The sequence below is a fragment of the Rossellomorea aquimaris genome, assembly GCF_008180865.1.
In the GTDB taxonomy this organism is placed as follows: domain Bacteria; phylum Bacillota; class Bacilli; order Bacillales; family Bacillaceae_B; genus Rossellomorea; species Rossellomorea yichunensis.
Genome location: NZ_VTEX01000001.1, coordinates 554,054 through 580,360, shown reverse-complemented (window position 1 = coordinate 580,360; position 26,307 = coordinate 554,054). Strand labels below are relative to the sequence as shown.

Sequence of the window (26,307 nt, the reverse complement as noted above, 5' to 3'; positions counted from 1 at the left end):
AGGCAGGCCGTCCTCCGCGGACGTTTCATTTATTACACAACAAATCTTGTACAATAAGGAAAAGGAGCTTGTCTCCAAGCTCCTTTTCTTACGTTCTTATCGAATTTCTTTAATACGTGCCGCTTTACCACGCAGGTTACGCAGGTAATAAAGTTTCGCACGACGGACTTTACCGCGACGAATAACTTCTAATTTAGCGATCTTTGGTGTGTGTACTGGGAAAGTACGCTCAACACCTACACCGTAAGAAATTTTACGAACAGTAAATGTTTCGCTGATACCGCCACCGCGGCGTTTGATTACTACTCCTTCGTATACCTGAATACGTTCACGAGTACCCTCAACGATGTTAACGTGTACACGTACTGTATCACCAGGACGGAAAGATGGTAGATCAGAGCGAAGTTGTTCTTTCGTAATATCTTCGATTAATTTGTGCATCTTTTTCAACTCCTTCCAACAGATGCTCTTACAAAAGCGATAGATTGCAGCGGAACATCGGGATCAATGACAACAGGGGATATCCCCTCAAGCCACAAAGAATATAATATCACACAGGCAACCAGGATGCAATAGCTTATTTAGACTTTCTCCAATCCTCTATCCAGGCCTTTTGCCGATCTGTGAGTGAATATCTTTCTAATAGGTCCGGTCTTCTTTCAAAGGTTCTTCTCAGACTCTCTTTCTCTCTCCATTCATCTATCAGACGATGGTTCCCTGAGATCAGCTCATCTGGTACCTTCAACCCCCTAAAGTCCGATGGCCGGGTATAATGGGGATGCTCAAGGAGTCCTGATGAGAACGAATCCTGAATAGGCGAATCTTCATTTCCAAGCACTCCAGGAAGCAGGCGAACTACACTATCGATGACAACCATGGCGCCAAGTTCCCCACCAGTCAATACATAGTCTCCAATTGATATTTCGTCCGTTACAACATGCTCCCTGATCCGCTCATCGTAACCTTCATAATGACCGCATATAAACACGAGATGCTCTTCCTTAGCAAGTTCCTCTGCCTTTTGCTGTGTATAGCGTTCCCCTTGCGGACACATGAGGATGACCCTCGGCTTTGATTGTTGCTCTTTCTTTAATGCATCAACTGCATCAAAGATAGGCTGTGGCTTTAATACCATTCCGGCTCCTCCACCGTAAGGATAATCATCAACTTGATTATGTTTGTTATCAGCGTATTCCCTGAAGTTAATCACATTGTAGCTTACGGCTTCTTTTTCGTATGCTTTCTTAAGAATCGATTCACCAAAGATCCCCTCGAACATAGATGGGAATAGAGACAGGACATCAATTCTCATCATGACAACAGGCCTTCCATCGGTTCAATCGTAACAAGCTGTTCCTCTATGTCGATCGTCTTCACGATATCCTCTATGTAAGGAATAAGGTATTCTTTGCCTCTTTGACCCTTCACAACCCAAACGTCGTTCGCTCCCGGGCTTAGAATCTCTGTTATGGTTCCAAGCTCTTCCCCGGCAGTTGTTAAGACCTTACAGCCAACGATTTCGTGGAAATAGTATTCTCCTTCTTCGAGTTCCTGCAATTGGTCTTCCTGTACCTTCAGGATTCCTTCTTTAAACTTCTCAACCTCATTGATATTTTCATACCCCTCGAAGGTCAATAAATCAAAGCTCTTATGATTTCGATGAGATTTGATCACGAGACTGATCGGTTCTTGGTTTTTACCTTGAAACAAGTATAGTGTGTTCCCTATTTGATATCGCTCCTCAGGAAAATCTGTCGTAGAAACGATCTTTAATTCACCTTTAACTCCATGAGTATTGACAATCTTACCTACATTAAACCACTTTTCCATCGCTTTCACCTCTTGCATCAACGAATTTCTTTCACAATACCATCTTCAATTATAATTGTCTTAGAAAGTGCTTCTTCTTCCCAATTGTCACCAACTTGTATGTCAATCATACCCTGGACTTCTTTTTCCTTTAGCTCGCTTCCAATAGGAAGAATATTTAACTGCTCGATTTGGAAATCCAAAAGCTTGATCTTTTCAGCCCGCTCGTTCAATTCTCTTTCGAAGTGCTGATTTAATTTATGGGACGGATATTTCTTACCACGTTCAATCTTTTTCATTTCGAACTGTAACTGATCGCTTTCCTTAGCTAAATGAAACTTTTGATTTTCATATCGTTTCATTAACAGATCCTTACTCTTTTCTGTTAACACCTGTTTAATCGTAATCGTATGTATCACATTCAAAAGTTCTTCCTCCTCCTTCTATTCACCCCACGCTGTCGTACTAAATCCTTAGGGTGTTCTCTTGGGGGAGTGTTGGATTGTGCAGGTCTTCCTTAAATTATGCAGCATAAGCCTATGAAAAAGGGGACTGACGTCTTAAGGCTATATAGTAACCTTTGTGGGTCAGTCCCCTGATTCAATAGAGTCGGTGTTCAAGGTCATAGGACCCTTTCGTGTAAAGAGCCAAATGTCGGCTTCCTTACTCCACTATCTCTAAGAAGATTTTCTTCTGTTGTGAAGATCCTGCTGCAGCGTATACCACAGTTCGAATCGATTTAGCTACTCTCCCTTGTTTCCCAATGACCTTCCCCATGTCTTCAGGATGGACAGATAACTTATAGGTTATGCCGTTCGCTCCCTCATCGGTTTCGATGTGGACTGAGTCCGGATGGTCAACTAAGGGTTTCACAATCGTTAGAATAAGATCTTTCATCGATCTAATCGATTACTTGCTGTTTTTAGCATTGTGGAATTTTTCCATAATGCCTTGTTTTGAGAATAGGTTACGAACTGTGTCAGATGGTTTAGCACCATTAGATAACCATTTAAGAGCCAACTCTTCATCGATTTTCACTTCAGCTGGTTTAGCAACCGGGTTGTAAGTTCCAACTGTTTCGATTTGACGTCCATCACGTGGTGAACGAGAATCTGCAACTACGATACGATAGAAAGGAGATTTTTTTGCTCCCATACGTTTTAATCTGATTTTTACTGCCATAATTAAAGCACCTCCGAATAGTTTCACACAAGTTAGTATAATATCAAATGTGTATTTTGTTTGTAAAGTGTTTTTTCTTAACAGTTCAATTTTTCATGAAAAAAATTGAATGAATTGCTTACATAAATGGGAATTTCATCCCTTTTTTCTTACCTTTTCCTTGCATGCCGCTCATTTGTTTCATCATTTTCTTCATGTCCTCGAATTGTTTGAGAAGTCGGTTTACCTCTTGAATGGATGTTCCGCTCCCCTTCGCAATTCTTTTACGACGTGAAGCATTGATGGTTTCCGGATGAATTTTCTCATCCTTCGTCATCGATTGGATGATTGCCTCAACATGACTGATCTGCTTGTCATCGACTTGAATCTTATCCAAGCCCTTCATTTTGTTTGCTCCAGGCATCATTTTCAGTAACTCATCGAGTGGGCCCATTTGCCTCACTTGACCTAATTGCTCCAGGAAATCATCAAAAGTGAAAGACATGGTACGCATTTTTTGTTCAAGTTCTTTGGCCTTCTCTTCATCAACATTGGCCTGAGCTTTCTCGATTAGGGAAAGAACATCTCCCATACCGAGGATTCGTGATGCCATGCGCTCAGGATGGAATGCTTCTAACGCATCCATCTTTTCACCCATCCCAACAAATTTAATCGGTTTTTCAGTGACGGAACGGATTGATAGTGCGGCCCCGCCTCGTGTATCACCATCAAGTTTTGTCAGCACAACACCCGTTATGCCAAGGTCTTCATTAAAGCTTTGCGCAACATTAACCGCATCTTGACCTGTCATGGCATCCACTACGAGGAATATCTCATCTGGATTTGAGAGTTCTTTAATTTCTTTTAGCTCTCCCATCAGGTTTTCATCAATGTGAAGTCGGCCTGCTGTATCAATCAGAACATAATCGTGATGTTCTTCTTTTGCCTTTTCGATGGCCTTTTTCGCAATCTCAACAGGACTCACCTGATCTCCCAGTGAAAACACAGGCAGGCTTAATTGTTTCCCGATGGTTTCTAACTGCTTGATGGCAGCGGGACGGTAAATATCAGCAGCCACTAATAGTGGTTTGCGGTTATGTTTCTTTCGAAGCAGGTTCGCAAGCTTTCCAGTGGTCGTCGTTTTACCTGCACCTTGTAAACCAACCATCATAATGACAGTTGGGGGACGTTTAGCGACGGCAATCTGACTTTGTTCGCCACCCATCAGATTTGTAAGCTCTTCCTGAACAACCTTAATGACCTGTTGTCCCGGTGTAAGACTCTTCATGACTTCTTGTCCGACAGCCCGTTCACTTACTTTCTTGACGAATTGCTTCACCACTTTAAAATTAACGTCCGCTTCCAAAAGAGCAAGACGAACTTCACGCATCATCTCTTTAACATCCGCTTCTGAAATCTTTCCTTTTCCACGGATTTTTTGTATTGTACCTTGCAGTCGGTCGGCTAATCCTTCAAATGCCATTCATGCCGCCTCCTAATCCAATATTTCAAGATCATCAATGAGTTTTAAACAATAAGCAGAATCAATTGATGATTCTCCTATTTTTTGCCTGAGTTGTTCAAGAATCTCGTTGCGTTCTTGAAATTTTTTAAATAATAAAAGCTTTTCTTCGTACTCCTCGATCATGGCCTCTGTTCGTTTAATGTTATCATACACTGCTTGTCGACTAACATTATACTCTTCAGCGATTTCTCCTAAAGAGAAATCATCCAAATAATAAAGGGACATATAGCTTCTCTGCTTAGGAGTTAACAAAGATTGATAAAAATCGTAGAGATAATTCATTCTGGTCGTTTTCTCCAGCACGGATATCCCTCCTTGTTAAGTGAAAAACCTTTACATATGAAGAATACAGCGTTTACGGGTGTTTGTCAAGGATACTTAAGGATTTTTCATAGAGAAAATCCTTAAGTATCCATACAAAAGAAGAGTAACCTGCAATACGACTTTATAAAGTCGTCCATGAGGCTACCCTATCGATTCTTAAATCTATTCTTCTTCTTTATCAACCAGGTTAGAGAATAAGCCGTATACATACTTTTCAGCATCGAACGGCTGGAGGTCGTCCATCTTCTCTCCCAGACCTACATATTTCACAGGGATATCAAGTTCGTTTCTGATCGCAAGGACAATACCACCTTTTGCTGTACCGTCCAGCTTCGTCAGGACGATCCCTGAAACATTCGTTGCTTCTTTAAAGGTTTTAGCTTGCACCATGGCATTTTGACCTGTGGTCGCGTCGAGTACAAGTAAAACTTCATGAGGAGCTCCTGGAACTTCTCTTTCTATCACCCGCTTCACTTTTTCAAGCTCTTTCATCAGATTCACTTTATTTTGTAATCTTCCTGCTGTATCACAAATAAGAATATCCGCTTTTTTTGCTTTTGCTGATTGAACTGCATCAAACATAACCGCTGCCGGGTCGCTTCCTGCCGCTTGTTTAATGACTGGAACTCCTACACGTTCCCCCCATACTTCAAGCTGTTCGATTGCGCCTGCACGGAATGTATCACCTGCCGCAAGTACCACGTTCTTACCTTGTTCCTTGAACATATGAGCCATCTTCCCAATGGTCGTCGTCTTTCCAACGCCATTCACTCCGACAAACAGCAAAACCGTCAGCTGATCATCCTGAATGTTCAGGCTGTTGTCCTCATCACGATCTCCTTGGTAGATTTCAACAAGCTTCTCTGAAATGACTGATTGAACATCTTCAGTGTCTTGAATATTCTTTCGCTTCACTTCTAGCTTTAGTTCGTCTATCAGTTCCATGACCGTATCAAACCCAACATCCGCTCCGATCAGGATTTCTTCCAGCTCTTCAAAGAAATCTTCATCCACTTTGCGGTATCTCGCAACCAGGTCATTGACCTTTGTTGTAAAGTTATTTCTTGTTTTACTTAGTCCATCTTTAAATTTCTCTGATACGTTGTCACTCGATTGTGTAAATTTATCTTTAAGCTTCTTAAAAAAACTCAACCTTTCACACCCCACTCATTAAGTTTCTATCAATTCCTTTGTTTCTTGCAGTCTGACTGATACTAACTTGGACACACCAGATTCCTGCATCGTTACACCGTACAGAACATGGGCTTCTTCCATTGTTCCTTTACGATGGGTAATGACGATGAATTGTGTTTCGTCACTGAATTTCTTTAAATATTGACTGAACCTCTGTACATTTGCTTCATCAAGAGCTGCCTCTACCTCATCCAGTATACAGAATGGTACAGGCCTGATCTTGAGGATTGAAAATAGCAGGGCAATGGCCGTTAAGGCTCGTTCTCCCCCGGACATCAGCCCAAGGTTCTGCAGCTTCTTCCCTGGGGGCTGGGCTACAATATCAACCCCCGTATGAAGGAGATCAGATGGGTCCGTCAGCTTCAACTGCGCTCTTCCCCCTCCAAACAATGCTCTAAATACCCCTTCGAATTCCACTTGAATAGCCGTGAAGGTTTGATCAAAGCGTTTGATCATTTCTGTGTCCATCTCATTGATGACCAGGTAAAGAGTGTCCTTCGCTTCCGTCAGATCATTCTTCTGCTCTACTAAAAATTCGTATCTTTCCTTCACTCGTTCATACTCATCAATGGCACCGAGATTTACGGTTCCCAGTTCTTCCAAGGCCAATTTCACAAGTTTCACTTTCTTTCTCGCTTCTTCGACCTCAATCGTTAAGGGGTAGTCTGACTTAGCCGCTTCAAACGAAAGCATATACTCATCGCGTAAATGATCAAGTCGATTTTCCAGTTCAACATCCAGACGATTGATTTTCACTTCCTCGTCCCTTAATGCTCCTACCAAACCTTTATGCTGACGCTTTAATTCTTTCAACTCAAGCTCCTCGTCTTCAACCGCATGTTGAAGATTTAAGCGCTCTTCCCGTCGTATAGTAATCAAATTTGAAGTTTCTGATTTTTGAATCGAACACTCTTCAGCCTTCATCCCAAGCTGCTCTTCTCCTGAAAAATTATCCTTCATTTCAGTCTGCAGCCACTCCAAATCATCTTGTAAAGTCGCCTTCCGCTTGTTTGTATCGACGATCGTTTCCTGCACACGAATTAATTGATTACGACTGTTAACCAATTGCTCGTTTCGTGCGGCGAGGTTTGCTTTTATATCACTGATTTCATTCAATAAAGCATCCTTGGACGTTCGTTCACTATTTTTTTGGAGAGTAAGCTCGCTAATCTTTTGATCGAGCCTTTTAATATCTTCTCCAATTTCATCCAGAGACGCTCTTAATTCCTTCGTTCTTGAATCATGCTTCTCTTTAACCGATGTAAAGTCTTTTTTCTCCAAATCATATAGGGAAAGCCTTTCATCCAGGTTCTGCTGGGATAATTCATTTTCACGCAGTTGGGAAAGAAGTTCTTGCTCCTTAAGTCGCAAACGCTCTCCTTTCACTCTCATTTCTTCCAGCTTCTTCTCTCTGAAGCTGCTTTCTTCTTTCAGTGATTTCACTTGAGATTGAAGCTGTTCAGTCTGGCTTTCCATCGTTGTAAGCTTTTCTTTCATTTCTTCAAGCTCACCTTTTCTGGAGAGAAGCGAATTTTTCTTCTGCTTCACGGTACCACCGGACATGGATCCACCGGGATTCACCACGTCTCCGTCCAGGGTTACTAGACGGTAACGATATTGTATAAGCTTTGCGATTTCATTTGCTCCCTTTAAATCCTTCGTGATGATCACATTGCCAACCAGGTTAGAAATCACCATTTGAAAGCGCTCATCATAATTAAGAAGATCAGTTCCAACTCCTATAAAAGAAGAATGACCCTTCAGCATATTTTTTTGACTGTCAGGGATCGATTTCCCTTTGATCACGTTCATCGGCAAGAAAGTAGCACGGCCGTATTGATTCTTCTTTAAGAAAGCAATGGCTTTTCGGCCATCTTCTTCTGTATCGACCACGATATGCTGCATGGAAGCCGCCAAAGCTGTCTCCATAGCCGTTTCATATGATTTAGGTACTGTTATCAGTTCCGCAACCGCTCCTTGGACCCCGGTTAACTGACCGTCACGTTCCTTAAGTACTTCTTTCACACCCTGGAAGAAACCTGTATAGTCATCTTCCATTTCCTCAAGCATTTCTTTCCGGGATTTCGCCTGTTGCAGGAATTGGAAGGCTTGATATAGGGTCTTTTCTTGCTTTTCATATTTAGCCTTCACTGACTCAAGCTTTTGCTGTTCTTCACGATAGAAGAATATGTGCTCATCGATTACCTCTTTTTGCTGCTGCAGCATTTTCGAAAGTTCTTTGTGACTCTGATGCAATTCATCACGCTGAATTACATACTTTTCATTTTCTGCTTCTAATCGGCCGCTTCGATTGGATTGCTGCTCCAGCTGCTGCTCAAGGTACTGAATTTCATTTTTGGCTGACGCCTGCTGATTCAGTTTCTCAATGTAATCACTTTTGAAAGATTCTATTACATCTTCAATATTTTCATTATAATGTTTAAATTGATTCTGTTTCGTAATGAGCAGCTCTTTAAGTTCCTTAACGTCTGAATCGATAGACTTGAATTCCATCTCTGCTTTTTCTTTTTCAGAAGTCAGTTGTTGAATTTGTTCTTCTGCTTCTTCTATCGATTGCTTTAATTGAGTTTCGTTGGAAGACGAATTTTTCTTCCGTTCCACTAATACTTGTTTCCTACCCTCGAGTTTCTCCAATTCTTCACTTGTAGCCAGGAGCACTTCCTGAAGATTTGAGATCGATTCATCAAGAGCCGCAATTTTATCACGGGTTTGGGTCAGAACGGCTTCCTTCTTTTGTATACGCGCGGAAAGTGCCAGTTCCTCTTTTCCATGATGTTCAAATTCTTCACTAAGCTTTTCCCACTGCTTATGTAAATCCTCAATATCATAGACCGTCAATGCGACCTCGAACTTCTCCAACTCTTCTTTTTTCTCCAAATAATCACGTGCCATCGAAGCTTGAATTTTAAGGGGTTCCACCTGCCCTTCCAACTCATGAAGAATGTCATTCACACGATTAAGATTTTCCTGTGTTTCAAATAACTTATTCTCCGCCTTTTTCTTACGTGTTTTATACTTTAATACCCCGGCAGCCTCTTCAAAGATGGTTCTTCGTTCTTCAGGCTTACTATTTAGGATTTCCTCCACTTTCCCTTGACTGATAATAGAGAACGCTTCTTTCCCTAAACCTGAATCCATAAATAATTCGATGATGTCTTTCAATCGACAAGGTTGTTTATTAAGTAAATACTCACTATCTCCGGAGCGAAACACTCGTCTTGTAACACTGATTTCACTGTAATCGATTGGAAGGGTACCGTCTTCATTATCCAAGACAAGAGTTACCTCTGCTATGTTAAGGGCTTTTCTTGAATCACTACCGGCAAATATAACATCTTCCATTTTTGATCCGCGAAGACTTTTCGCTGATTGCTCACCCAGTACCCAGCGAATCGCGTCTATAATATTGCTCTTCCCACTGCCGTTTGGTCCCACAACAGCTGTAACACCCGGGACAAATTCCACGGATATTCTTTCTGCAAAAGATTTAAACCCCATTACTTCTAGTTGTTTGAGGAACATCTTCTTTCCCCCTATTTAGCGTCTAGCTTTTGTTTTAGCTTCTCAAGAGCCTTTTGTGCGGCTTGTTGTTCAGCTTCCTTCTTAGATCGTCCTTTTCCTATGCCTAATTCTTCGTCATTTAAACTGACCCGGGAAATAAACTGCCTGTTATGGGCTGGCCCGCTCTCTTCAAGGATGCTGTATTCAATCATCCCTGCACTTCCTCGTTGTACCAGCTCTTGTAACTGACTCTTATAATCCATCACATGAGAAAAAGCACCGACGTTAATTTTTGGATAGACAACTTTTTCAAGGATTGAAATCACTGTTTCTAACCCTTGATCCAAATATACCGCTCCGATAAACGCCTCGAAGACATCCGCGAGTAATGCTGGTCTTTCCCGACCGCCTGTCATTTCTTCACCTTTACCAAGTAAGATGAGTTCACCGAAATTCATTTCAATCGAGAACTTAACCAGGGAAGGCTCACATACTATGGCAGCCCTTAATTTCGTAAGTTCACCCTCGCTCATCATTGGATACTTCTTGAATAAGAATTGAGAAACCGTTAATTCCAAAACGGCATCCCCAAGAAATTCTAAACGTTCGTTGTCTTCATAAGGCTTACGACGATGCTCATTCACATAGGATGAATGAGTAAAAGCTTGTTTAAGTAGTTTTTCATCATTAAATTGAATTCCGATTTCATCTTGAAACGTTTTAAACTTACTATCATTTTTATGTCTGGATATTCCTTTGTTTCTACTTTGCTTCCGCATAAGGCACTCCACCTTGCTCTATATGTTCTCTTTTTTCTACTTATCAAGTTTATGCTAAAAAAAGCAATTACGCAAAAAGTTTCTTGCGCACGTTAGAACACAAATAAACTTGGTAGAAGTGAGACCTCTACCAAGTTTCAAATGGTATTGAATGAAAGATCAGCATGCGCTTATCTTTTAATTCAATCTAACGATTAAGCTTTTGCTTTTATGTAGTTCACAGCATCACCTACTGTGCCGATTTTTTCAGCATCATCGTCAGAGATTTCCATGTCAAATTCATCTTCAAGTTCCATAACCAGCTCAACTACATCAAGGGAGTCAGCTCCTAGATCTTCTTTGAAAGAAGCTTCAAGAGTTACTTGAGATTCATCAACACCTAGACGATCTACGATAATTTTTGTTACACGATCTAATACTTCTGCCATTTTTGTCACCTCCCCTCAAGTATTATAGAGCATTTTGACCTCTAATGAAAAGAGTATCCACGAAAACAATTAATAAATTATTATTTTTTGTGTTACATGACCATCCCGCCATCGATATGAAGAGTCTGCCCTGTCATATAAGAAGCAGATTCAGATGCAACGAACGTTACCACCTTCGCAATATCCTGAGGACCTCCAAAGCGGCTTAAAGGAATTTGCTTTAACATTTCATTACGTACGTCTTCCGGAAGCTGATCCGTCATATCCGTGGAAATGAAACCAGGAGCGATTGCATTCACCGTGATGCCCCGGGGTGCCAATTCTCTGGCTGTTGTTTTCGTTAAACCTATCACACCGGATTTAGCTGCCACATAGTTTGCCTGTCCAGGGTTTCCGCTCACACCGACAATTGAAGAAATATTGATGATTCGACCGCTTCTTTGCTTCATCATTTGGCGTGTAACTGCCTTGGTGCAAAGGAAAACGCCTTTAAGATTGATGTTAATGACATCATCCCATTCTGCTTCTTTCATTCTCATTAATAAATTATCCCTCGTGATTCCAGCATTATTAACTAGAATATCCACTGAACCGAATTGGCCAATCGTTTCCTTCACCATTGCTTGAACAGCATCACTATCTGAGACATTACATTGTACGGCAATGGCTTCCCGGCCTAAACCTTTAATCTCATCGACGACTTCATTAGCCTTCGCTTCACTACCAGAATAGTTGACGGCTATATTACAGCCTTCACGGGCAAGCTCAAGAGCAATCTCCCTCCCGATTCCCCGGGATGCTCCCGTTACAAGGGCAACTTTTCCTTCTAAATTCATTTAGCCTTCCTCCTTTAACGCTTGGATGGTTTGTTCCAACGAGGCTTCGTCTTGAACAGCATACGTTTTCACCCGTCTATTCACTTTCTTCACTAAGCCTGAAAGTACTTTACCGGGTCCAACTTCAATGAACGTATCCACATCTAATTCAAGCAATTTCCCGACAGTATCTTCCCACTGAACAGGTGAGTATAATTGTTCGATTAATAAACGCTTGATTTCTTCACGATTGGTCACAGGTTCTGCCGTCACATTCGCAATGACCGGAACAGCTGCATCTTCAATCGTAATTGAATCCAAAATTGAAACAAATTGATCTGCAGCAGGTTTCATTAATTGAGAGTGGAATGGACCACTCACTTGAAGTGGAATGACCCTCTTCGCTCCAGCTTCTTTGGCTTTCTCTGAAGCAAGTTCCACTCCTTTCACCGTACCTGATATCACAATTTGACCAGGACAATTTAAGTTTGCCAGCCCTACCGGATGTCCGTCTTCCGTTACAAGATCGGTAATCTCTTTTAGTGGCTCTCTTGCCATTCCCAGAACAGCAGCCATCGTGCCTTCTCCACTTGGAACCGCTTCTTCCATGAATTCCCCTCTTTTACGAACAGCATACACCGCATCTTCAAAGCGGAGGGCACCTGCAGCTACCAGGGCGGAATATTCACCTAAGCTATGTCCGGCCGTATAATCTGCTGTTATACCTTCTTTTCTTAAACGATCCAGAATCGCGATGCTCGTTGTTAATAAAGCTGGCTGAGCATTTGTCGTTTGAGTAAGTTCTTCTTGCGGTCCATCAAATATAACACTTGTTAATTCCGATTCCAATCTTTCATCCGCTTTAGCGAAATACGCTTGTACTTCAGGGTATTTGTCAGCTAATTCTTTTCCCATCCCAACAGTTTGAGAACCTTGTCCGGGAAAAATGAATGCAATTTTACTCATGTTATTCTTCACTCCCCTTGATAGCATCTTTAATCGTATTGGAGACATTGTGTTTCACCATTTCCCTGGCTTGTCTCATGGCATTATATAGGGCAACCTCATTTGATGAGCCATGGGCTTTAATCACCGGTGCCTTCAGACCAAATAATCCCGCGCCTCCATACTCTGTATAATCAAGCATATTTTTCATTTGCTTTAAATCATTTTTCACTAATCCTGCAGCCAATTTATTTTTTGTTGAAGCTGTGAACGTCTTTTTAAGCATAGAGAAAACAGAAAGAGCCGTTCCCTCAATCGTCTTCAACACCATATTCCCGGTAAACCCATCGGTAACGACGACATCCGCAGGTCCTTCAAGTAAGTCCCTGGACTCCACATTTCCAATAAAATGAATAGGAGCGTCCTTTAATAATTGGAATGTCCTCTTGGTTAATTCATTCCCTTTTTTATCTTCGGTCCCTATGTTTAATAAGCCTACGCGAGGATTGTTGATCCCTCTTACTTTCTCGGCATATATGCTCCCCATGATTGCATATTGCAACAGATGTTCTGGCTTGGCATCGACATTTGCTCCTAAATCGAGCATAAGAAACCCCTTACCATCCAGTGTTGGAAGCGTAGGTGCCAAGGCAGGTCTTTCAATTCCATCAATTCTGCCTACAATGAACAATCCCGCGGTCATAAGCGCACCTGTATTCCCTGCTGAAATACACGCATCCGCTTCTCCATTATTAACCGCTTGCGCCATCAGAACCATCGATGCATTCTTCTTGCGTTTAACGGCTCTAACAGGTTCGTCTGTTGCCTCGATCACTTCATCCGTATGAACGATTGTCAATCGATCGACTGGTGTGATGTACTGTTTTATTTGATTTTCATCTCCGTATAAGAGCACTTCTATATCATTGAATTCACTTAATGCCCGTTTCACACCAAGAACTATTTCTTTAGGAGCATGATCTCCGCCCATTGCATCTACGGCTAACTTCATCTACGCTTCATCCTTTGCAGATTTTTTAGAGCGATACATCTCAAATTCACCTGTGAAAACGAGTTCGCCACCGACTACACTTTGAACTTCTACAGTTGTTCGATCCTTTTGATCCTTCATATGTATCACTTTCGCTTTCGCAACAACACGCTCACCTTCCTTAACAGGTCGGGTAAATCGGATCGTTGACTTGGCTGTTAACGCTAGATCATCATTAATTACGGCAACAGCAAGAGAGTTCGCTTGAGCAAATAAATGATGCCCCCTTGCTATCCCATTCCTCACAAAAACATGCTCTTGTTTTACATCAAAAATGGAAATCGCACTATGATCTAACTCTATATCAATAATTTCTCCAATAATCTCTTCAATAGGCAATGATTTCACTTCATCTTCAAAAGATTTCTCTGCGACATATTTAATCCGTTCACGAAGTTCAGGGATCGATAATTCCATACGATCCAACCTGATTGTCTGCACACTCACTCGAAAACGTTCTGCTAATTCTTCATCTGTTATAAAAGGATTTTCCTTTATCGTGTCTGTAAGGTTCCCCTGTCTTTCCTTCTTTGAAAGTCTCAATATCAACACCGTCCAGTATTAGTACTAGGTACTAATAGTAGTATATAATCAAAAAAAGCAGATTGCAAGAAATAATCTCACAATCTGCCTGTCTAGTCTAGCTTTTCACCCTCTAATATCCCCGATCCGGATAAATACTCCCTGAGCGGTTCATATTCGGGATCCTTCCAAAAATGATCGGATTGAATTAAGCCTGCAGCATCATCTCTAGCAACTTCCAACGCACGATAATCATGCACCATATCTGCCACTTTAAACTCAGGAAGACCACTCTGCTTTCTTCCAAAGAAATCTCCCGGACCCCTTAGTTCAAGATCTTTTTCACTCAGAACAAATCCATCATTGGTTTCCGTCATGATCTTCATTCGTTCTTTTCCAACCTCGGTTTTCGGTTCGGCAAGAAGAATGCAATAGGATTGATGTTCGCCGCGTCCAACCCTTCCCCTTAACTGATGAAGTTGAGATAACCCAAAGCGCTCGGCATCATATATCAGCATTAAAGTAGCGTTAGGAACATTCACACCCACTTCGACAACCGTGGTGGATACAAGCACTTGAAGATGATTTGCACTGAATTCCCTCATCACTTCATCCTTTTCATCGGGGTGAAGCCTCCCATGCATCAATCCGACGTTGTAACGTCCTTCAAAGTAGTGCAGCAATTGATTGTAAACATCTATCGCATTTTGAACATCCAGTTTGTCCGACTCTTCAATCAGAGGACATATCACATAGGCCTGCCTGCCCTGATCTAACTCCTTGTCCATAAACGAAAGCACCCTTGATAGCATATCCGCTTTAGCCCAATAAGTTTCAATCGCCTTTCTTCCTGCCGGCATTTGGTCGATTATACTTACATCCATTTCACCAAAGACCGTAATGGCAAGAGTCCGTGGAATCGGAGTCGCTGTCATAAACAATACATCAGGACTTTCCCCTTTTTCCCTTAGTACACGTCTTTGATTTACCCCAAAGCGATGCTGTTCATCGGTTACAACGAGCCCCAGATGCTTGAATTGAACATCCTCCTGAATAAGTGCATGTGTTCCAATAAGAATATCAATTTCTCCGTCTTTTAATTTTTCTAATAAAAGCCGTCTTCTTTTTCCTTTTACCGAACTTGTTAACAGGGCAACAGAAAGGCCAACTGGTTCCAACAATTCACTCAAAGAGTTTGCATGCTGTTCTGCCAGAATCTCTGTAGGAACCATTAAAGCCCCTTGATATCCTGCAGTTACACTGGAGTATAATGCAATTGCCGATACGACGGTCTTCCCCGAACCAACGTCACCTTGTAAAAGGCGATTCATGCGATAAGGGGACTTCATATCCGCTGAAATTTCATTTACCACGCGCTTTTGTGCATCAGTTAAAGGAAACGGCAAAGAGTCAATAAATGCTTTGACCTTATCTAAATCATAATGCTGCTGCACGCCAGACGAATGTTCTCTTTCAAATTTTCTAAGAGCCTGCATTTTCAGTTGAAACAACAAGAACTCTTCATACACAAATCGTCTTCTTGCCTGCTTCATTTCTTCAGTGGAATCTGGAAAATGAAGATGATAAAGAGCATCCTTGCGACTTGACAGCTTATATTTTTCCATTAGATGATAAGGCAGGTTTTCCGTCAACAAATATCTGTAGTCCTGAAAAGCCTTTTTAATGAATTTTCTAAGTGTGTTGTTTTTAATAGAGCCTTTTAATGAATAAACAGGTTCAAAGTCCCCCTGTTTCCCATGTGGGCCCGACTGAAAATACTGAACCGTTATGATTTGCCTATTCTTATCCCATTTCCCTGTCACCGTCACCGTATCGTGAAGGTTTATTTTCTTCTTTAAATACGGCTGATTAAAAAAAACGGCCTGAACTAAATTTCTACCAACCAATATCCTCAGGGTTAAACGGGATTTTTTTCTCCCATAATACATCAGTGCAGGCTCTGAATGGACCTTCCCTTCCACTGTGACACGCTCATCATGGGCGACTTCCTCCAAGTCTCGAAGCCTGTAATCCTCGTACCTGTAAGGCAGGTATTCTAACAAATCCAGAACAGAATAAATCCCCATTGCATTCAGCTGTACAGCTGTTTCTTCACCAATCCCCTTGATGTCCTGGATCGTTAGTCCTTCATTATGATTCTTCACGTTTATTCAGGGAAACCCCAAAGATTTTCGCTTCAAGCTCCCTGCCTGTAGGGGTGGCAGCCAATCCTCCTTGAGCCGTCTCACGGAGAGCCACCGGCATTGTTTGACCGATTTTGTACATGGCGTCAATCACTTCATCACACGGAATACGACTCGTTATGCCTGCAAGTGCCATATCCGCTGCAACCATCGCATTGGCCGCTCCCATTGCATTCCGCTTCACACAGGGTACCTCAACGAGTCCCGCAACCGGGTCACACACAAGCCCTAACATATTCTTTAAGGTAATCGCCATGGCTTCAGCGGATTGGCTGGGAGTTCCCCCGGCCATTTCAACTATAGCTGCTGCAGCCATTCCACTGGCAGATCCAACCTCAGCCTGACATCCACCCGCTGCACCTGAGATGGAAGCGTTATTCGCTACAACAAACCCAAATGCTCCAGACGCAAACAAGAAGCGGATCATTTCATCTTTAGTAGGATTCAGCTTATTTTTAACAGCGAACAACGTTCCCGGAACAACTCCTGCAGATCCTGCAGTTGGCGTCGCACAAATCGTCCCCATTGCAGCATTCACTTCATTGGTTGCTACCGCTTTACTTACTGCATCCAGGATGGTGTCCCCACAAAGTGAGTTGCCTTTTTCAATATACTTTTGTAAAAGCACAGCATCCCCGCCTGTTAAACCTGAATGTGATTTCACACCTTCCAGCCCTCTGGCTACAGCCTGTTCCATCACTTCAAGGTTTCTCTCCATTTGACTGTATACTTCATCAAATGATTTTCCTGTAAATTCAATTTCCTGTTCAATCATAATATCAGAAATTTTCTTATTTTGACTTTCAGCAAGTTCTACTAACTCTGCTACATTTCGAAACATTTAAAATGACCTCCTCGCATGAATGTAAACGCTATCATTATAGTAATTGTTTAATCGGAAATCCGCGTAACTTGAGTAATATTGGGCAGTGACGTTAATTCATTGATGACAGCTTCATCAATCGGCTGATCCACTTCTATTGTCATCAATGCCATCTGACCCTTTTCTTTTCGCGAAACATCCATATGCCCGATGTTCAATTGGTGTTTGGCAATGACATTGGATACAGATGCAATCGCCCCAAATCGGTCGTCATGAACGACCAGAATGGCAGGGTGGTGACCTGACAGTTTGAGTTCAAATCCGTTAAGTTCGATAATTTCAACTTTCCCTCCACCAATGGAGATACCCACTAATTCGATTTCTCCTTTGTCATCTCCCATCCGGATTCGAGCCGTATTCGGATGATCCGTGATGGCATCTTCCTCTTGAAACTTGATCTTTATTCCTTTTTTCTTTGCTACATTGATTGATTCGATAATTCGTTCATCATATGTATCATAATCGAGGATTCCACCTACAATGGCTACGTCTGTTCCATGACCCTTGTACGTTTTTGCAAATGATCCATAAAAGGATATCGTCGCCCATTTCGGTTCCCTGCGAAACAAGTTTCTCGCCAATCTTCCTATTCTGGCAGCACCAGCCGTATGTGAACTTGATGGACCAATCATAACAGGACCGATAATATCAAATACACTTTTGTATTTCATGACTTTTCCCCCTCACTTAACATCCAAACTATACATCCATTCTAACATAATTGAAGGGGACAAACTCCATATAGAGCTGTCCCCCCTTCCTTTATTCCTTATTCAACTGAGAATATATAGGAGTAAAGTGGTTGTTTACCATTATGAACTTCCACTTCTACATCTTCATAATGCTCTTCTACATACTCTTTTAATGAATGCACGTCCTCTTCTGATACATCTTCACCATATAGGATGGTTAAAATTTCGGAGTCCTCATCCAGCATTTTCTCTAATAAGCTTTGCGCCGACTTTTGACGGTCATGATCAGAAATAACAATCTTACCTTCTGCGATTCCCATAAAGTCATCTTTCGCAATCGCCACACCATCAATATTCGTATCTCTTACAGCAAACGTGATTTGACCCGTTTTGACCTGCTTTGAAGCTTCTGTCATTAACTGTTTGTTGTCTTCAACAGAGGCTGATGGATTAAAAGCAAGTAATGCAGCCATTCCTTGAGGTACTGTCTTCGTTGGGACAACAGCTACTTCCATTTCAAGGACTTCTGCCGCTTGATCTGCTGCCATAATAATGTTTTTGTTATTCGGCATGATAATGACTTTCTTGGCATTCACTTCTTCAACAGCTTTCACGATATCCTCCGTACTTGGATTCATCGTTTGACCACCTTCGATCACAGCCGTAGCGCCGATGCTTTTGAACAAGTCGGAAATCCCTTCACCCATAGCAACCGTAACAATGGCAAAGTCAACTTCTTTTGGTGCAGCAGGAGTCTGAGCTTTTACTGGCTTTGTTTCACCAACGATGCTGCTGTGCTGCTGTCTCATGTTTTCAATCTTGATATTGATGAGACTTCCGTATCTATGACCATACGTCAATACATCACCCGGTTGTTCAGAATGGATATGTACTTTTGCTAATTCATCGTCACTTATGACAAGCAGGGAATCACCGAATCCGCTTAAATCCTGACGGAAATCTTCTTCATCAAATGACTGTTTGTCCTGTTCAAATCTAACCATGAATTCAGTGCAATAGCCAAATTCAATATCCTCCGTACTCATGAAATCTTGAGCTGTTTTATGATGCTCAGCACTCACGAGATCATTCATGGACGGTAACGAAGCTTGATTTGAAACCTTTTCTCCCTTTAGCTCAGCTAAAAATCCTTCATATACAAATAGTAGCCCTTGACCACCACTATCAACCACTCCCACTTCTTTTAGAACAGGAAGTAAATCAGGTGTACGATTTAACGAAGCCTGAGCCTCATCGACGATTGCCTGCATAAGCTTTACGAAATCATTTTCTGTTTCAGCTACAGAAACACCTTTTCTCGCAGCATCTTTCGCAACCGTTAGAATCGTTCCTTCAACAGGTTTCATAACCGCTTTATAAGCTGTTTCTACACCTGTTTGAAGTGCATTGGCAAATTCTGCACTTGATAAGGATTCTTTCCCTTCAATTGCTTTACCAAAGCCTCTGAACAATTGGGATAAGATAACACCTGAGTTACCTCTTGCTCCCATCAACAACCCTTTTGAAAGAGCAGCAGCCACATTTCCAATATGACCTTGAATATGGTTTTGAACTTCCTTCGCACCAGAAGTCATGGATAAGTTCATATTTGTTCCAGTATCACCATCAGGAACAGGAAAAACGTTCAGCGCGTCAACCAGCTGCGCATGGGCAGATAATTGGGTGGCACCTTGTATCACCATTTCAGCAAAACGTTTTCCTTCCAAAGATGTAATCGACACGAATCTTCCTCCTCACTACGGGTTCGTGACACGAACCCCCTGCACAAAAATATTTACTGAATCTACCGCCAAGCCGACGGTCTTATCAAGAGTATATTTAACCTTGGATTGTACATTATGGGCAATCTCAGAAATTTTTGTACCATAACTCACAATAATATACATATCAATATGTACTTCCTCTTCATCTTGACGAACGATCACTCCGCGAGTGAAATTTTCTTTACGTAAGATATCTGTGAAACCGTCTTTAATTTGGTTCTTTGAAGCCATTCCAACAATTCCGTAGCAATCCACCGCTGCACCTCCAGCAATCATTGCAATGACATCATTCGTAATATCAATTTGTCCGTACTGCGTTTTTAATTCGATGGACATGGAATGTTTTCCCCCTTTAATTACATGCTTGGCTAAAAACATTTTACTATAAGTATACTGTTTTTGAAAGCTAAACTATTATCTCTACGTGATTTGTTGGGTCATACTTTCTATTTTTTCCTTAATATGCAAAGATTAATCATTTATACTTCAGGTGAAGTGAGTGATGATAATCGTCTTTACGAGAAAGGATTGTCCATGTTCCAGATACTTAATCAAGATATGTCCTGATTTTCTAGTAACCGGGAGATCACTTTGCCCCACCTCTACCGCCAGAAGATAGAAAAAAGACGCCTAGCAACTAGACGTCTTCTCGTTTTAAGTATTATACGCGTTCAACTTTACCAGATTTCAACGCTCTTGCAGAAACCCATACTTTCTTAGGCTTTCCGTCTACAAGAATTCGAACTTTTTGCAGGTTTGCACCCCAAGTACGCTTGTTCGCATTCATTGCGTGAGAGCGAGCGTTACCTGAGCTAGCTTTACGGCCTGTTACTACGCATTGTTTTGCCATAATATATTCCCTCCTCACTAACAAGAAGCTGAAGTTAATTTCAGTTCCACATTTCGCTTATTATCATAAAGATACTTTAATAATTTATCACACAACTTTCCATAATGCAATACTACAATTAAAACCTTTCAAGAAAAAATACTTTACACCCCGAAAAGCGAAGGCGGCTTGGTTGGCCCGACAAGCATAAGATGAATTGACCGGAAAAGCGCTCTTTGCCTTTTTGGTCAATTTAACTTATGACCTCGAGCCTCGAGCCTCAAGCCCCTGGAGCTGGACATCGCAGAAAAGCGGAGGCGGCTTGGTCAGCCCCGAGAAGCATAAGACGAATCAACAGAAAACAAAAAGAAGATGGCATTCTAGCCACCTCCAACAAGCCATTTATTCTTTTTTAAACGTTCCTAACATCGCCCTCACAAGTCCACCCAGGAATTTTGGTAATTTAATTGTATAAAAGCGCATTTTTAGTCCCTCCCCACAATCTAAAGAACGTAATGTTTCGCTTGACAACAGTTTAGTCTATTCAAGCAGTCTCAGTTAAGTACGTCTTCTTTTCTACCTGGTTTTTAGAAGCTTTAATCACTGCTTCTTATCACCATTAATATGCCATTTGAAAAGGAAAAAGTACCAGATGATTGTATAAGTTCATTACTAATACATAGTGTGGAACCTCTTGAAATATTCCGATTATTTAATGGATATTTAAAGCCGGTGAGGGTGATTCCTTCGACACTTTCGGTTACCGGGACGAATGAAATATACTGTAATTCCGGGCTTTTTTCAACGGAATGAACTCCAGATTCGGCTAGGTATAACCGATTTTGAACATCAATGATTTCTACCTTGATGTCCGTATCTAAAAGCCTCGGAATCATTAATAATTGAAGGTTGCCCATAAAATGATCAAGCCGTCCACCGGTCGCTCCAAAAATGTTGATTTTGACAGGATTCTGATCAATCGCCCAGTTCAGGGCAAGCTCCAGATCCGTCTCGTCCTTTTCAGGCTTAAAACGATTGACTTCCTTCACTTTTTGTTGGATCAGCTCCCACTCTTTCTCGTTCACAGAATCAAAATCTCCAAAAGCGACATGCGGTTCTATTTTTTGTTCGAGTAACGTGTAGACCCCACGGTCCACACCAATCCAGTTTGCCTCATCACCCGAATATGAGTTCAATTCAGGGATGTATCTTTCTGGTCCGCCGGCAACGATATTGATTTCCATATTCTCCACTCCCATTTATAAAAATAGACTGACCCCATAGGATCAGCCTGTCGTCTCTTATACAAGAGATCTCTTTAATTCTTCGATTGCTGCCCTTCTATCACTGCGGTTATAGATGGCAGAACCTGCTACAAACACATCTGCTCCTGCTTCAGCACAAATGGCTGCCGTTTCAGGGTTAATGCCCCCGTCCACCTCTATTTCAAGGGTAGGATTGATATCATTTGCCCATTCACGAATCTGTTTGATTTTCGGGACGACCGACGGGATGAATGATTGACCACCGAAGCCAGGGTTCACAGTCATAAGCAGAACCATATCGACATCTTGCAAAATTGGCTTGATGGACTCAGCAGACGTCCCAGGATTTAGGACGACTCCCGCTTTTACACCTTTACTTTTGATCATCTGAATCGTTCTGTGCAAATGGGGGTCTGCTTCTACATGGACGGTAATATAGTCAGCTCCCGCATCTGCAAAAGCTTCGATATATTGACTTGGATTTTCAATCATTAGGTGTACGTCCAGTGGTAATGAGGTTAACGGGCGAATCGCTTTCACGATCATTGGCCCCAGCGTGATATTCGGTACGAAGTGACCATCCATCACATCCACGTGGATATAGTCCGCTCCCCCTTTTTCAACATCTTTAATTTCATTCCCTAACTCTGCAAAATTTGCAGACAGAATGGAAGGTGCGATTTTCATATTTAGTACCTCGGCTTTCTATCTTTTATTTCTTTGTGGAACGTTAAATAGTGATCATAACGGTAATTAGGGATTTCGCCTGCTTCCACGGCAGCTTTAACGGCACATTTCGGCTCGTTGATATGAAGGCACCCCCTAAATTTACAGTCGTCAGATACTTCAACCATTTCAGGGAAGCATTGTGGCAGCTCTTCTATTTCAAGCTCAGAAAACTCCAGTGAACTAAACCCGGGGGTATCCGCCACTAACCCATCTTCAATATCAATCAGTTCCACATGGCGAGTCGTATGTTTCCCCCGGCCTAAGTGGGATGAGATCATAGCCGTCTTTAACTCAAGTTCAGGTTTCAAGGCATTCAGCAAGGACGATTTTCCTACTCCGGACTGTCCTGCAAAGACAGAAATTTTATCACGTAAATACGGAGTCAGCTCCTCTACTCCATGCTCGGTTTTCGAAGAGGTCATCAGGACTTCATAACCGAATGAGCGGTAATCCTTCACATATCGTTCAATCTTGTTTGTTTGATCAGATGTAAGTAAGTCCATCTTGGTTACACAAATAAGCGGTTCGATTTCTTTACTCTCAACCAACACAAGAAAGCGGTCAAGTAAAGCCGGACTAAAATCCGGTTCGCTTGCCGAGAATACCAATATCGCCTGGTCGACATTTGCAATCGGGGGACGCACTAACTCATTCTTACGGTCATTGACCTTTAGAATGTATCCATCCGTTTTGTTCTCCGCTTGAAATTCAACATAATCACCCACCAGTGGTGTTATTTTATTTATGCGGAAATTACCTCTGCCCCGACATTGTGTAACGCTTCCTTCTGAAAGCACATAGTAAAATCCACTTAATGCTTTAACGATTTTTCCTTCAGGCATTCGAAACCTCCTATTCAAAAACATTTATGAAAAATAGATTAGCCCTCTATATTATGTATCATGATTCTCTATCATTATAAAGGAAAACAAGAGGACTGTCCCGTCAGGTCCATTAAAAACCCGGGTACAGCCCTTTGTCAATTGTCATTATTCTTCTTTAGGATACTCGACAGTACCTGTTTTATACTCTTTTTCATCAACGAGAATTCGATATTCCCCTACAGTTCCTTCTTCCAATGTGAACTTCATAGTAACCGTCGTATCCTCATAAATACTGATTAGTTCGTCACTTTCTTCAATCTTTCTATTCTTGTCCTCAATAAAAATTTCCACTACTTGAGGTTCTCCATTGTCCTTGGTATAAGGGATGGTCACTTCCTCAGTAGTCTCCTTAGTCGGTACTTCCTTCGGCGGCTCAGGACCCTTTGACATAATAACGTAAACATCCTCACCCTTACTGATCGGAGTACTTGCAACGGGCTTATGAGAAATCACCCTACCTTCTTCAACCTCATCTGAAAATTCTTCACCCTGTACAATGATATTTATTCCATTCGAAGCTTCATATTTATCAAGTGCAGTCTGATCAAAATTTTCCAAGTTTTCCAAATCAAACTTCTCTGTTCCCTTACTCACTGTAAAGGTAATCGTCGTATCTTCTGCCACGACCTCTACTCCAGGAGATGGATCCTGGTCGGTGATCGTTCCAGCTGGTTCGGATTCATTGAACTCTTCTTCTTTCTCTACCGTGAAACCTTTTTCTTCAAGTTCAGAGGATACTTCTTCAAAATTCTTTCCTACATAGTCCTCTACTCCAACTTTTTCTTTACCTGTACTAACATAGATATCTATAGCCGATCCTTCATTCGCCATCCGCCCTGCCTTTGGGTTTGTCTTGATTACAAAACCTTCAGGAATCGATTCATGGGGTTGTTTTTTTGTTTCTCCGACAACAAACCCCTCTGAAACGATGGTGGAAATGGCTTCAGTTTGATCTTTTTCAACCACATCCGGCACCTGGATTTCCTTTGGCCCCAGCAGCTCAGGAACGAAAGTAACAGCAGCAACTCCTAAGAGAATGAGCAAAAAGAACAAACTTATAATAAAGATCGGCCACTTCTTTTTACCCTTTTTCTTCGGATCACCCTTCTTGTTTTTCTTCTTGCCTTTCTTCTTACCCTCTTGGACTGGAGGAGTCGGCTTCGTTTGAAGTTTGTCTGTGTCTGCCTGATGGTGAACAATCGTATCATCAAGATTCGAATACGCCTTCTGATCAGTAATGACAGGAATCGCTTTTGTTGCTTCATCATCAAGGGGAACGGCAAATTTAGGCTCATTCATCCGATCGGGATCAAGCGCTGAAAACAGGTCTTCATCCATTTCCTCCAGGCTCTCGTACCGTCTAAATGGATCCTTGGCCGTTGCTTTTAATACGATATTTTCAACGCTCTGGGGAATATCAGGATTCCACCTTTTTAAAGATGGTGTTTCCGATTGCAAATGCTTTAAGGCAATCGAAACCGCTGATTCTCCAGAGAAAGGCAGTCTGCCGGTTAACAATTCAAACATGACGATCCCCAGTGAATAAATATCAGATTTCTTCGTAGCCATTCCGCCCCTTGCCTGTTCAGGAGAAAGGTAGTGGACCGATCCCAGGACTGAATTGGTCTGGGTGATCGAAGTGGCACTAAGAGCCATCGCGATCCCGAAATCCGTTATCTTCACATTTCCTTCTTCATCAAGAAGGATATTATGGGGTTTAATATCCCGGTGTACAATATGATTCTGATGGGCATGAGACATCGCTAAGGTTAACTGCTTCATAATATCGATCGATTTGTCTACACGAACTGGTGAATGTTGCTGTATGTATTGCTTTAAGGTCATACCATGGACATATTCCATGACAATATAGTATAGATCATCTTCTTCTCCTACATCGTATATACTCACAATGTTCGGATGAGTCAAGCTGGTAGCAGATTGAGCTTCCCGTTGGAATCGTTTAATGAATTCCTCTTCATTGGCAAAATCGATCCGGAGCATTTTAATAGCCACTTCACGATCCAAAATCACATCGTGAGCTAAATAAACGTTGGCCATTCCTCCGCCGCCGATTAGTTTAATGATTCTGTAACGCCCACTGATGCGCTTTCCTTCCATCATGTTATCACCCGCTTTCCGTTTCAGCGGCAAATTCTACAATTACTACGGTAATATTATCTTCACCGCCATATTCATTAGCTAAATGAACAAGCGACTCTCCTTTATTCTCCAGGGAGTGGTCCTGAACCAATATCTCTTTCATTTCTTTTTGGGAGACTTTATTGGAAAGACCGTCTGAACACAATAAAATAACGTCTTCTTCTTCAAACATTATCGTTTTAATATCCATAGTAATTGAAGCTTCTGTACCTATCGCTCTAAGTATCACGTTTTTTCTTGGATGATGCTCTGCATCTTCTTTAGAAATTTCACCGCTTCTGACTAATTCATTCACAAGTGTATGGTCTTCTGTTAACTGATGAAAACCATTTTCGTTCAGTATATATCCTCTGCTGTCACCAATATTGACAATGGTAGCAAACAAGGAGGTGCAAATGGCTCCTACGAGAGTCGTGCCCATCCCTTCACACTCCGAATTGGATTGAGAATAAGTATATACTTCTTTGTTTACTTCGTTAATAGTTGATTTTAACCAATTTTCGGCTTCATCAGCGGTGTGAAATTTCTCTGTTTTCTCCCATAAGTCCTTTAACATGGAGATGGTAAGCTCGCTGGCAACGTCTCCAGCTCTGTGGCCGCCCATTCCATCTGCTACAACAGCTAAATGATCTCCATGATGATTCACGAATACGCCGGCACAATCTTCATTTAGTTGACGCACTTTCCCTTTGTCCGTAAAATATACAGTTTTCACTTATGTCACCTCGTCTCTTCTTCTGCACCTGTTTCAAGTAGCTCCTTAAACTCATTGTAGGGTGCAACTTTAGTTCAAAAAAAT

General features: G+C 41.8%; 28 protein-coding genes. All 28 read right to left on the bottom strand.

Features of this window, described 5'->3' with window-relative positions; translation table 11 throughout:
• Positions 1 to 96: 96 nt before the first annotated feature.
• Positions 97 to 441 carry a 50S ribosomal protein L19 gene (rplS, locus tag FZC88_RS02935; protein WP_032088854.1) on the bottom strand — a complete coding sequence of 115 codons (345 nt, stop codon included), beginning with the start codon at positions 439 to 441 and terminating at the stop codon, positions 97 to 99.
• Positions 442 to 577: 136 nt separating this feature from the next.
• Complete coding sequence (gene trmD / locus FZC88_RS02930; RefSeq protein WP_187443537.1) at positions 578 to 1,312, bottom strand: tRNA (guanosine(37)-N1)-methyltransferase TrmD; 735 nt, start codon at positions 1,310 to 1,312, stop codon at positions 578 to 580.
• On the bottom strand, positions 1,312 to 1,830 hold the full coding sequence (gene rimM / locus FZC88_RS02925; protein WP_148993592.1) for a ribosome maturation factor RimM: 519 nt from the start codon (positions 1,828 to 1,830) through the stop codon (positions 1,312 to 1,314). The genes trmD and rimM overlap by 1 nt, the downstream gene beginning before the upstream one ends.
• Positions 1,831 to 1,847: 17 nt before the next feature.
• On the bottom strand, positions 1,848 to 2,234 hold the full coding sequence (locus tag FZC88_RS02920) for a YlqD family protein (RefSeq protein WP_148968717.1): 387 nt from the start codon (positions 2,232 to 2,234) through the stop codon (positions 1,848 to 1,850).
• Between the two features lie 238 nt (positions 2,235 to 2,472).
• The gene (locus tag FZC88_RS02915) at positions 2,473 to 2,706 is read right to left on the bottom strand and encodes a KH domain-containing protein (protein ID WP_148993591.1); all 234 of its coding nucleotides are present in this window, start codon (positions 2,704 to 2,706) and stop codon (positions 2,473 to 2,475) included.
• Between the two features lie 12 nt (positions 2,707 to 2,718).
• Positions 2,719 to 2,991 (bottom strand): 30S ribosomal protein S16, encoded by a 273-nt coding sequence (rpsP, locus tag FZC88_RS02910; protein WP_032088859.1) that lies wholly within the window; start codon positions 2,989 to 2,991, stop codon positions 2,719 to 2,721.
• A 118-nt stretch (positions 2,992 to 3,109) separates the two neighbouring features.
• Entirely contained in the window at positions 3,110 to 4,453 is a 1,344-nt protein-coding gene (gene ffh / locus FZC88_RS02905) for a signal recognition particle protein (protein ID WP_148993590.1), read from the bottom strand.
• A 12-nt stretch (positions 4,454 to 4,465) separates the two neighbouring features.
• Complete coding sequence (locus tag FZC88_RS02900; protein WP_148993589.1) at positions 4,466 to 4,798, bottom strand: putative DNA-binding protein; 333 nt, start codon at positions 4,796 to 4,798, stop codon at positions 4,466 to 4,468.
• A gap of 183 nt (positions 4,799 to 4,981) precedes the next feature.
• Positions 4,982 to 5,971 (bottom strand): signal recognition particle-docking protein FtsY, encoded by a 990-nt coding sequence (gene ftsY, locus FZC88_RS02895; protein WP_148993588.1) that lies wholly within the window; start codon positions 5,969 to 5,971, stop codon positions 4,982 to 4,984.
• An 18-nt stretch (positions 5,972 to 5,989) separates the two neighbouring features.
• Positions 5,990 to 9,556: a chromosome segregation protein SMC gene (gene smc, locus FZC88_RS02890; RefSeq protein WP_148993587.1), complete on the bottom strand. Its 3,567-nt coding sequence runs from the start codon at positions 9,554 to 9,556 to the stop codon at positions 5,990 to 5,992.
• An 11-nt stretch (positions 9,557 to 9,567) separates the two neighbouring features.
• Positions 9,568 to 10,314: a ribonuclease III gene (gene rnc / locus FZC88_RS02885; protein ID WP_148993586.1), complete on the bottom strand. Its 747-nt coding sequence runs from the start codon at positions 10,312 to 10,314 to the stop codon at positions 9,568 to 9,570.
• 194 nt (positions 10,315 to 10,508) lie between these two features.
• Positions 10,509 to 10,742 carry an acyl carrier protein gene (gene acpP, locus FZC88_RS02880; protein ID WP_113968250.1) on the bottom strand — a complete coding sequence of 78 codons (234 nt, stop codon included), beginning with the start codon at positions 10,740 to 10,742 and terminating at the stop codon, positions 10,509 to 10,511.
• A gap of 92 nt (positions 10,743 to 10,834) precedes the next feature.
• Positions 10,835 to 11,578 (bottom strand): 3-oxoacyl-[acyl-carrier-protein] reductase, encoded by a 744-nt coding sequence (fabG, locus tag FZC88_RS02875; RefSeq protein WP_148993585.1) that lies wholly within the window; start codon positions 11,576 to 11,578, stop codon positions 10,835 to 10,837.
• The gene (fabD, locus tag FZC88_RS02870; RefSeq protein WP_148993584.1) at positions 11,579 to 12,523 is read right to left on the bottom strand and encodes an ACP S-malonyltransferase; all 945 of its coding nucleotides are present in this window, start codon (positions 12,521 to 12,523) and stop codon (positions 11,579 to 11,581) included.
• A gap of 1 nt (position 12,524) precedes the next feature.
• Positions 12,525 to 13,514, bottom strand: coding sequence for a phosphate acyltransferase PlsX (gene plsX, locus FZC88_RS02865; protein ID WP_148993583.1), 990 nt, complete (start codon positions 13,512 to 13,514; stop codon positions 12,525 to 12,527).
• Complete coding sequence (fapR, locus tag FZC88_RS02860) at positions 13,515 to 14,096, bottom strand: transcription factor FapR (RefSeq protein ID WP_148993582.1); 582 nt, start codon at positions 14,094 to 14,096, stop codon at positions 13,515 to 13,517.
• A gap of 92 nt (positions 14,097 to 14,188) precedes the next feature.
• Positions 14,189 to 16,240, bottom strand: coding sequence for an ATP-dependent DNA helicase RecG (recG, locus tag FZC88_RS02855; protein WP_148993581.1), 2,052 nt, complete (start codon positions 16,238 to 16,240; stop codon positions 14,189 to 14,191).
• Positions 16,227 to 17,120, bottom strand: a complete 894-nt coding sequence (sdaAA, locus tag FZC88_RS02850; RefSeq protein WP_148993580.1) for an L-serine ammonia-lyase, iron-sulfur-dependent, subunit alpha — start codon at positions 17,118 to 17,120, stop codon at positions 16,227 to 16,229. Before sdaAA ends, recG begins: the two co-directional genes overlap by 14 nt.
• 50 nt (positions 17,121 to 17,170) lie before the next feature.
• Entirely contained in the window at positions 17,171 to 17,833 is a 663-nt protein-coding gene (sdaAB, locus tag FZC88_RS02845) for an L-serine ammonia-lyase, iron-sulfur-dependent subunit beta (protein ID WP_148968705.1), read from the bottom strand.
• 98 nt (positions 17,834 to 17,931) lie between these two features.
• A complete protein-coding gene (locus FZC88_RS02840; RefSeq protein ID WP_148993579.1) occupies positions 17,932 to 19,596 on the bottom strand; it encodes a DAK2 domain-containing protein in 1,665 nt (554 codons plus the stop codon).
• 15 nt (positions 19,597 to 19,611) lie between these two features.
• Entirely contained in the window at positions 19,612 to 19,974 is a 363-nt protein-coding gene (locus FZC88_RS02835) for an Asp23/Gls24 family envelope stress response protein (RefSeq protein WP_034755738.1), read from the bottom strand.
• Positions 19,975 to 20,299: 325 nt separating this feature from the next.
• A complete protein-coding gene (gene rpmB, locus FZC88_RS02830) occupies positions 20,300 to 20,488 on the bottom strand; it encodes a 50S ribosomal protein L28 (protein WP_034755741.1) in 189 nt (62 codons plus the stop codon).
• Positions 20,489 to 20,869: 381 nt separating this feature from the next.
• Positions 20,870 to 20,950 carry a stage V sporulation protein SpoVM gene (gene spoVM / locus FZC88_RS02825; RefSeq protein WP_032088878.1) on the bottom strand — a complete coding sequence of 27 codons (81 nt, stop codon included), beginning with the start codon at positions 20,948 to 20,950 and terminating at the stop codon, positions 20,870 to 20,872.
• Between the two features lie 113 nt (positions 20,951 to 21,063).
• Positions 21,064 to 21,711: a thiamine diphosphokinase gene (locus FZC88_RS02820; protein ID WP_148993578.1), complete on the bottom strand. Its 648-nt coding sequence runs from the start codon at positions 21,709 to 21,711 to the stop codon at positions 21,064 to 21,066.
• Between the two features lie 57 nt (positions 21,712 to 21,768).
• A complete protein-coding gene (rpe, locus tag FZC88_RS02815; protein WP_148993577.1) occupies positions 21,769 to 22,419 on the bottom strand; it encodes a ribulose-phosphate 3-epimerase in 651 nt (216 codons plus the stop codon).
• A gap of 2 nt (positions 22,420 to 22,421) precedes the next feature.
• Positions 22,422 to 23,303, bottom strand: a complete 882-nt coding sequence (gene rsgA / locus FZC88_RS02810; protein WP_148993576.1) for a ribosome small subunit-dependent GTPase A — start codon at positions 23,301 to 23,303, stop codon at positions 22,422 to 22,424.
• Between the two features lie 147 nt (positions 23,304 to 23,450).
• Positions 23,451 to 25,469: a Stk1 family PASTA domain-containing Ser/Thr kinase gene (pknB, locus tag FZC88_RS02805; RefSeq protein WP_148993575.1), complete on the bottom strand. Its 2,019-nt coding sequence runs from the start codon at positions 25,467 to 25,469 to the stop codon at positions 23,451 to 23,453.
• A 4-nt stretch (positions 25,470 to 25,473) separates the two neighbouring features.
• On the bottom strand, positions 25,474 to 26,223 hold the full coding sequence (locus tag FZC88_RS02800; protein ID WP_148993574.1) for a Stp1/IreP family PP2C-type Ser/Thr phosphatase: 750 nt from the start codon (positions 26,221 to 26,223) through the stop codon (positions 25,474 to 25,476).
• Positions 26,224 to 26,307 lie beyond the last annotated feature (84 nt).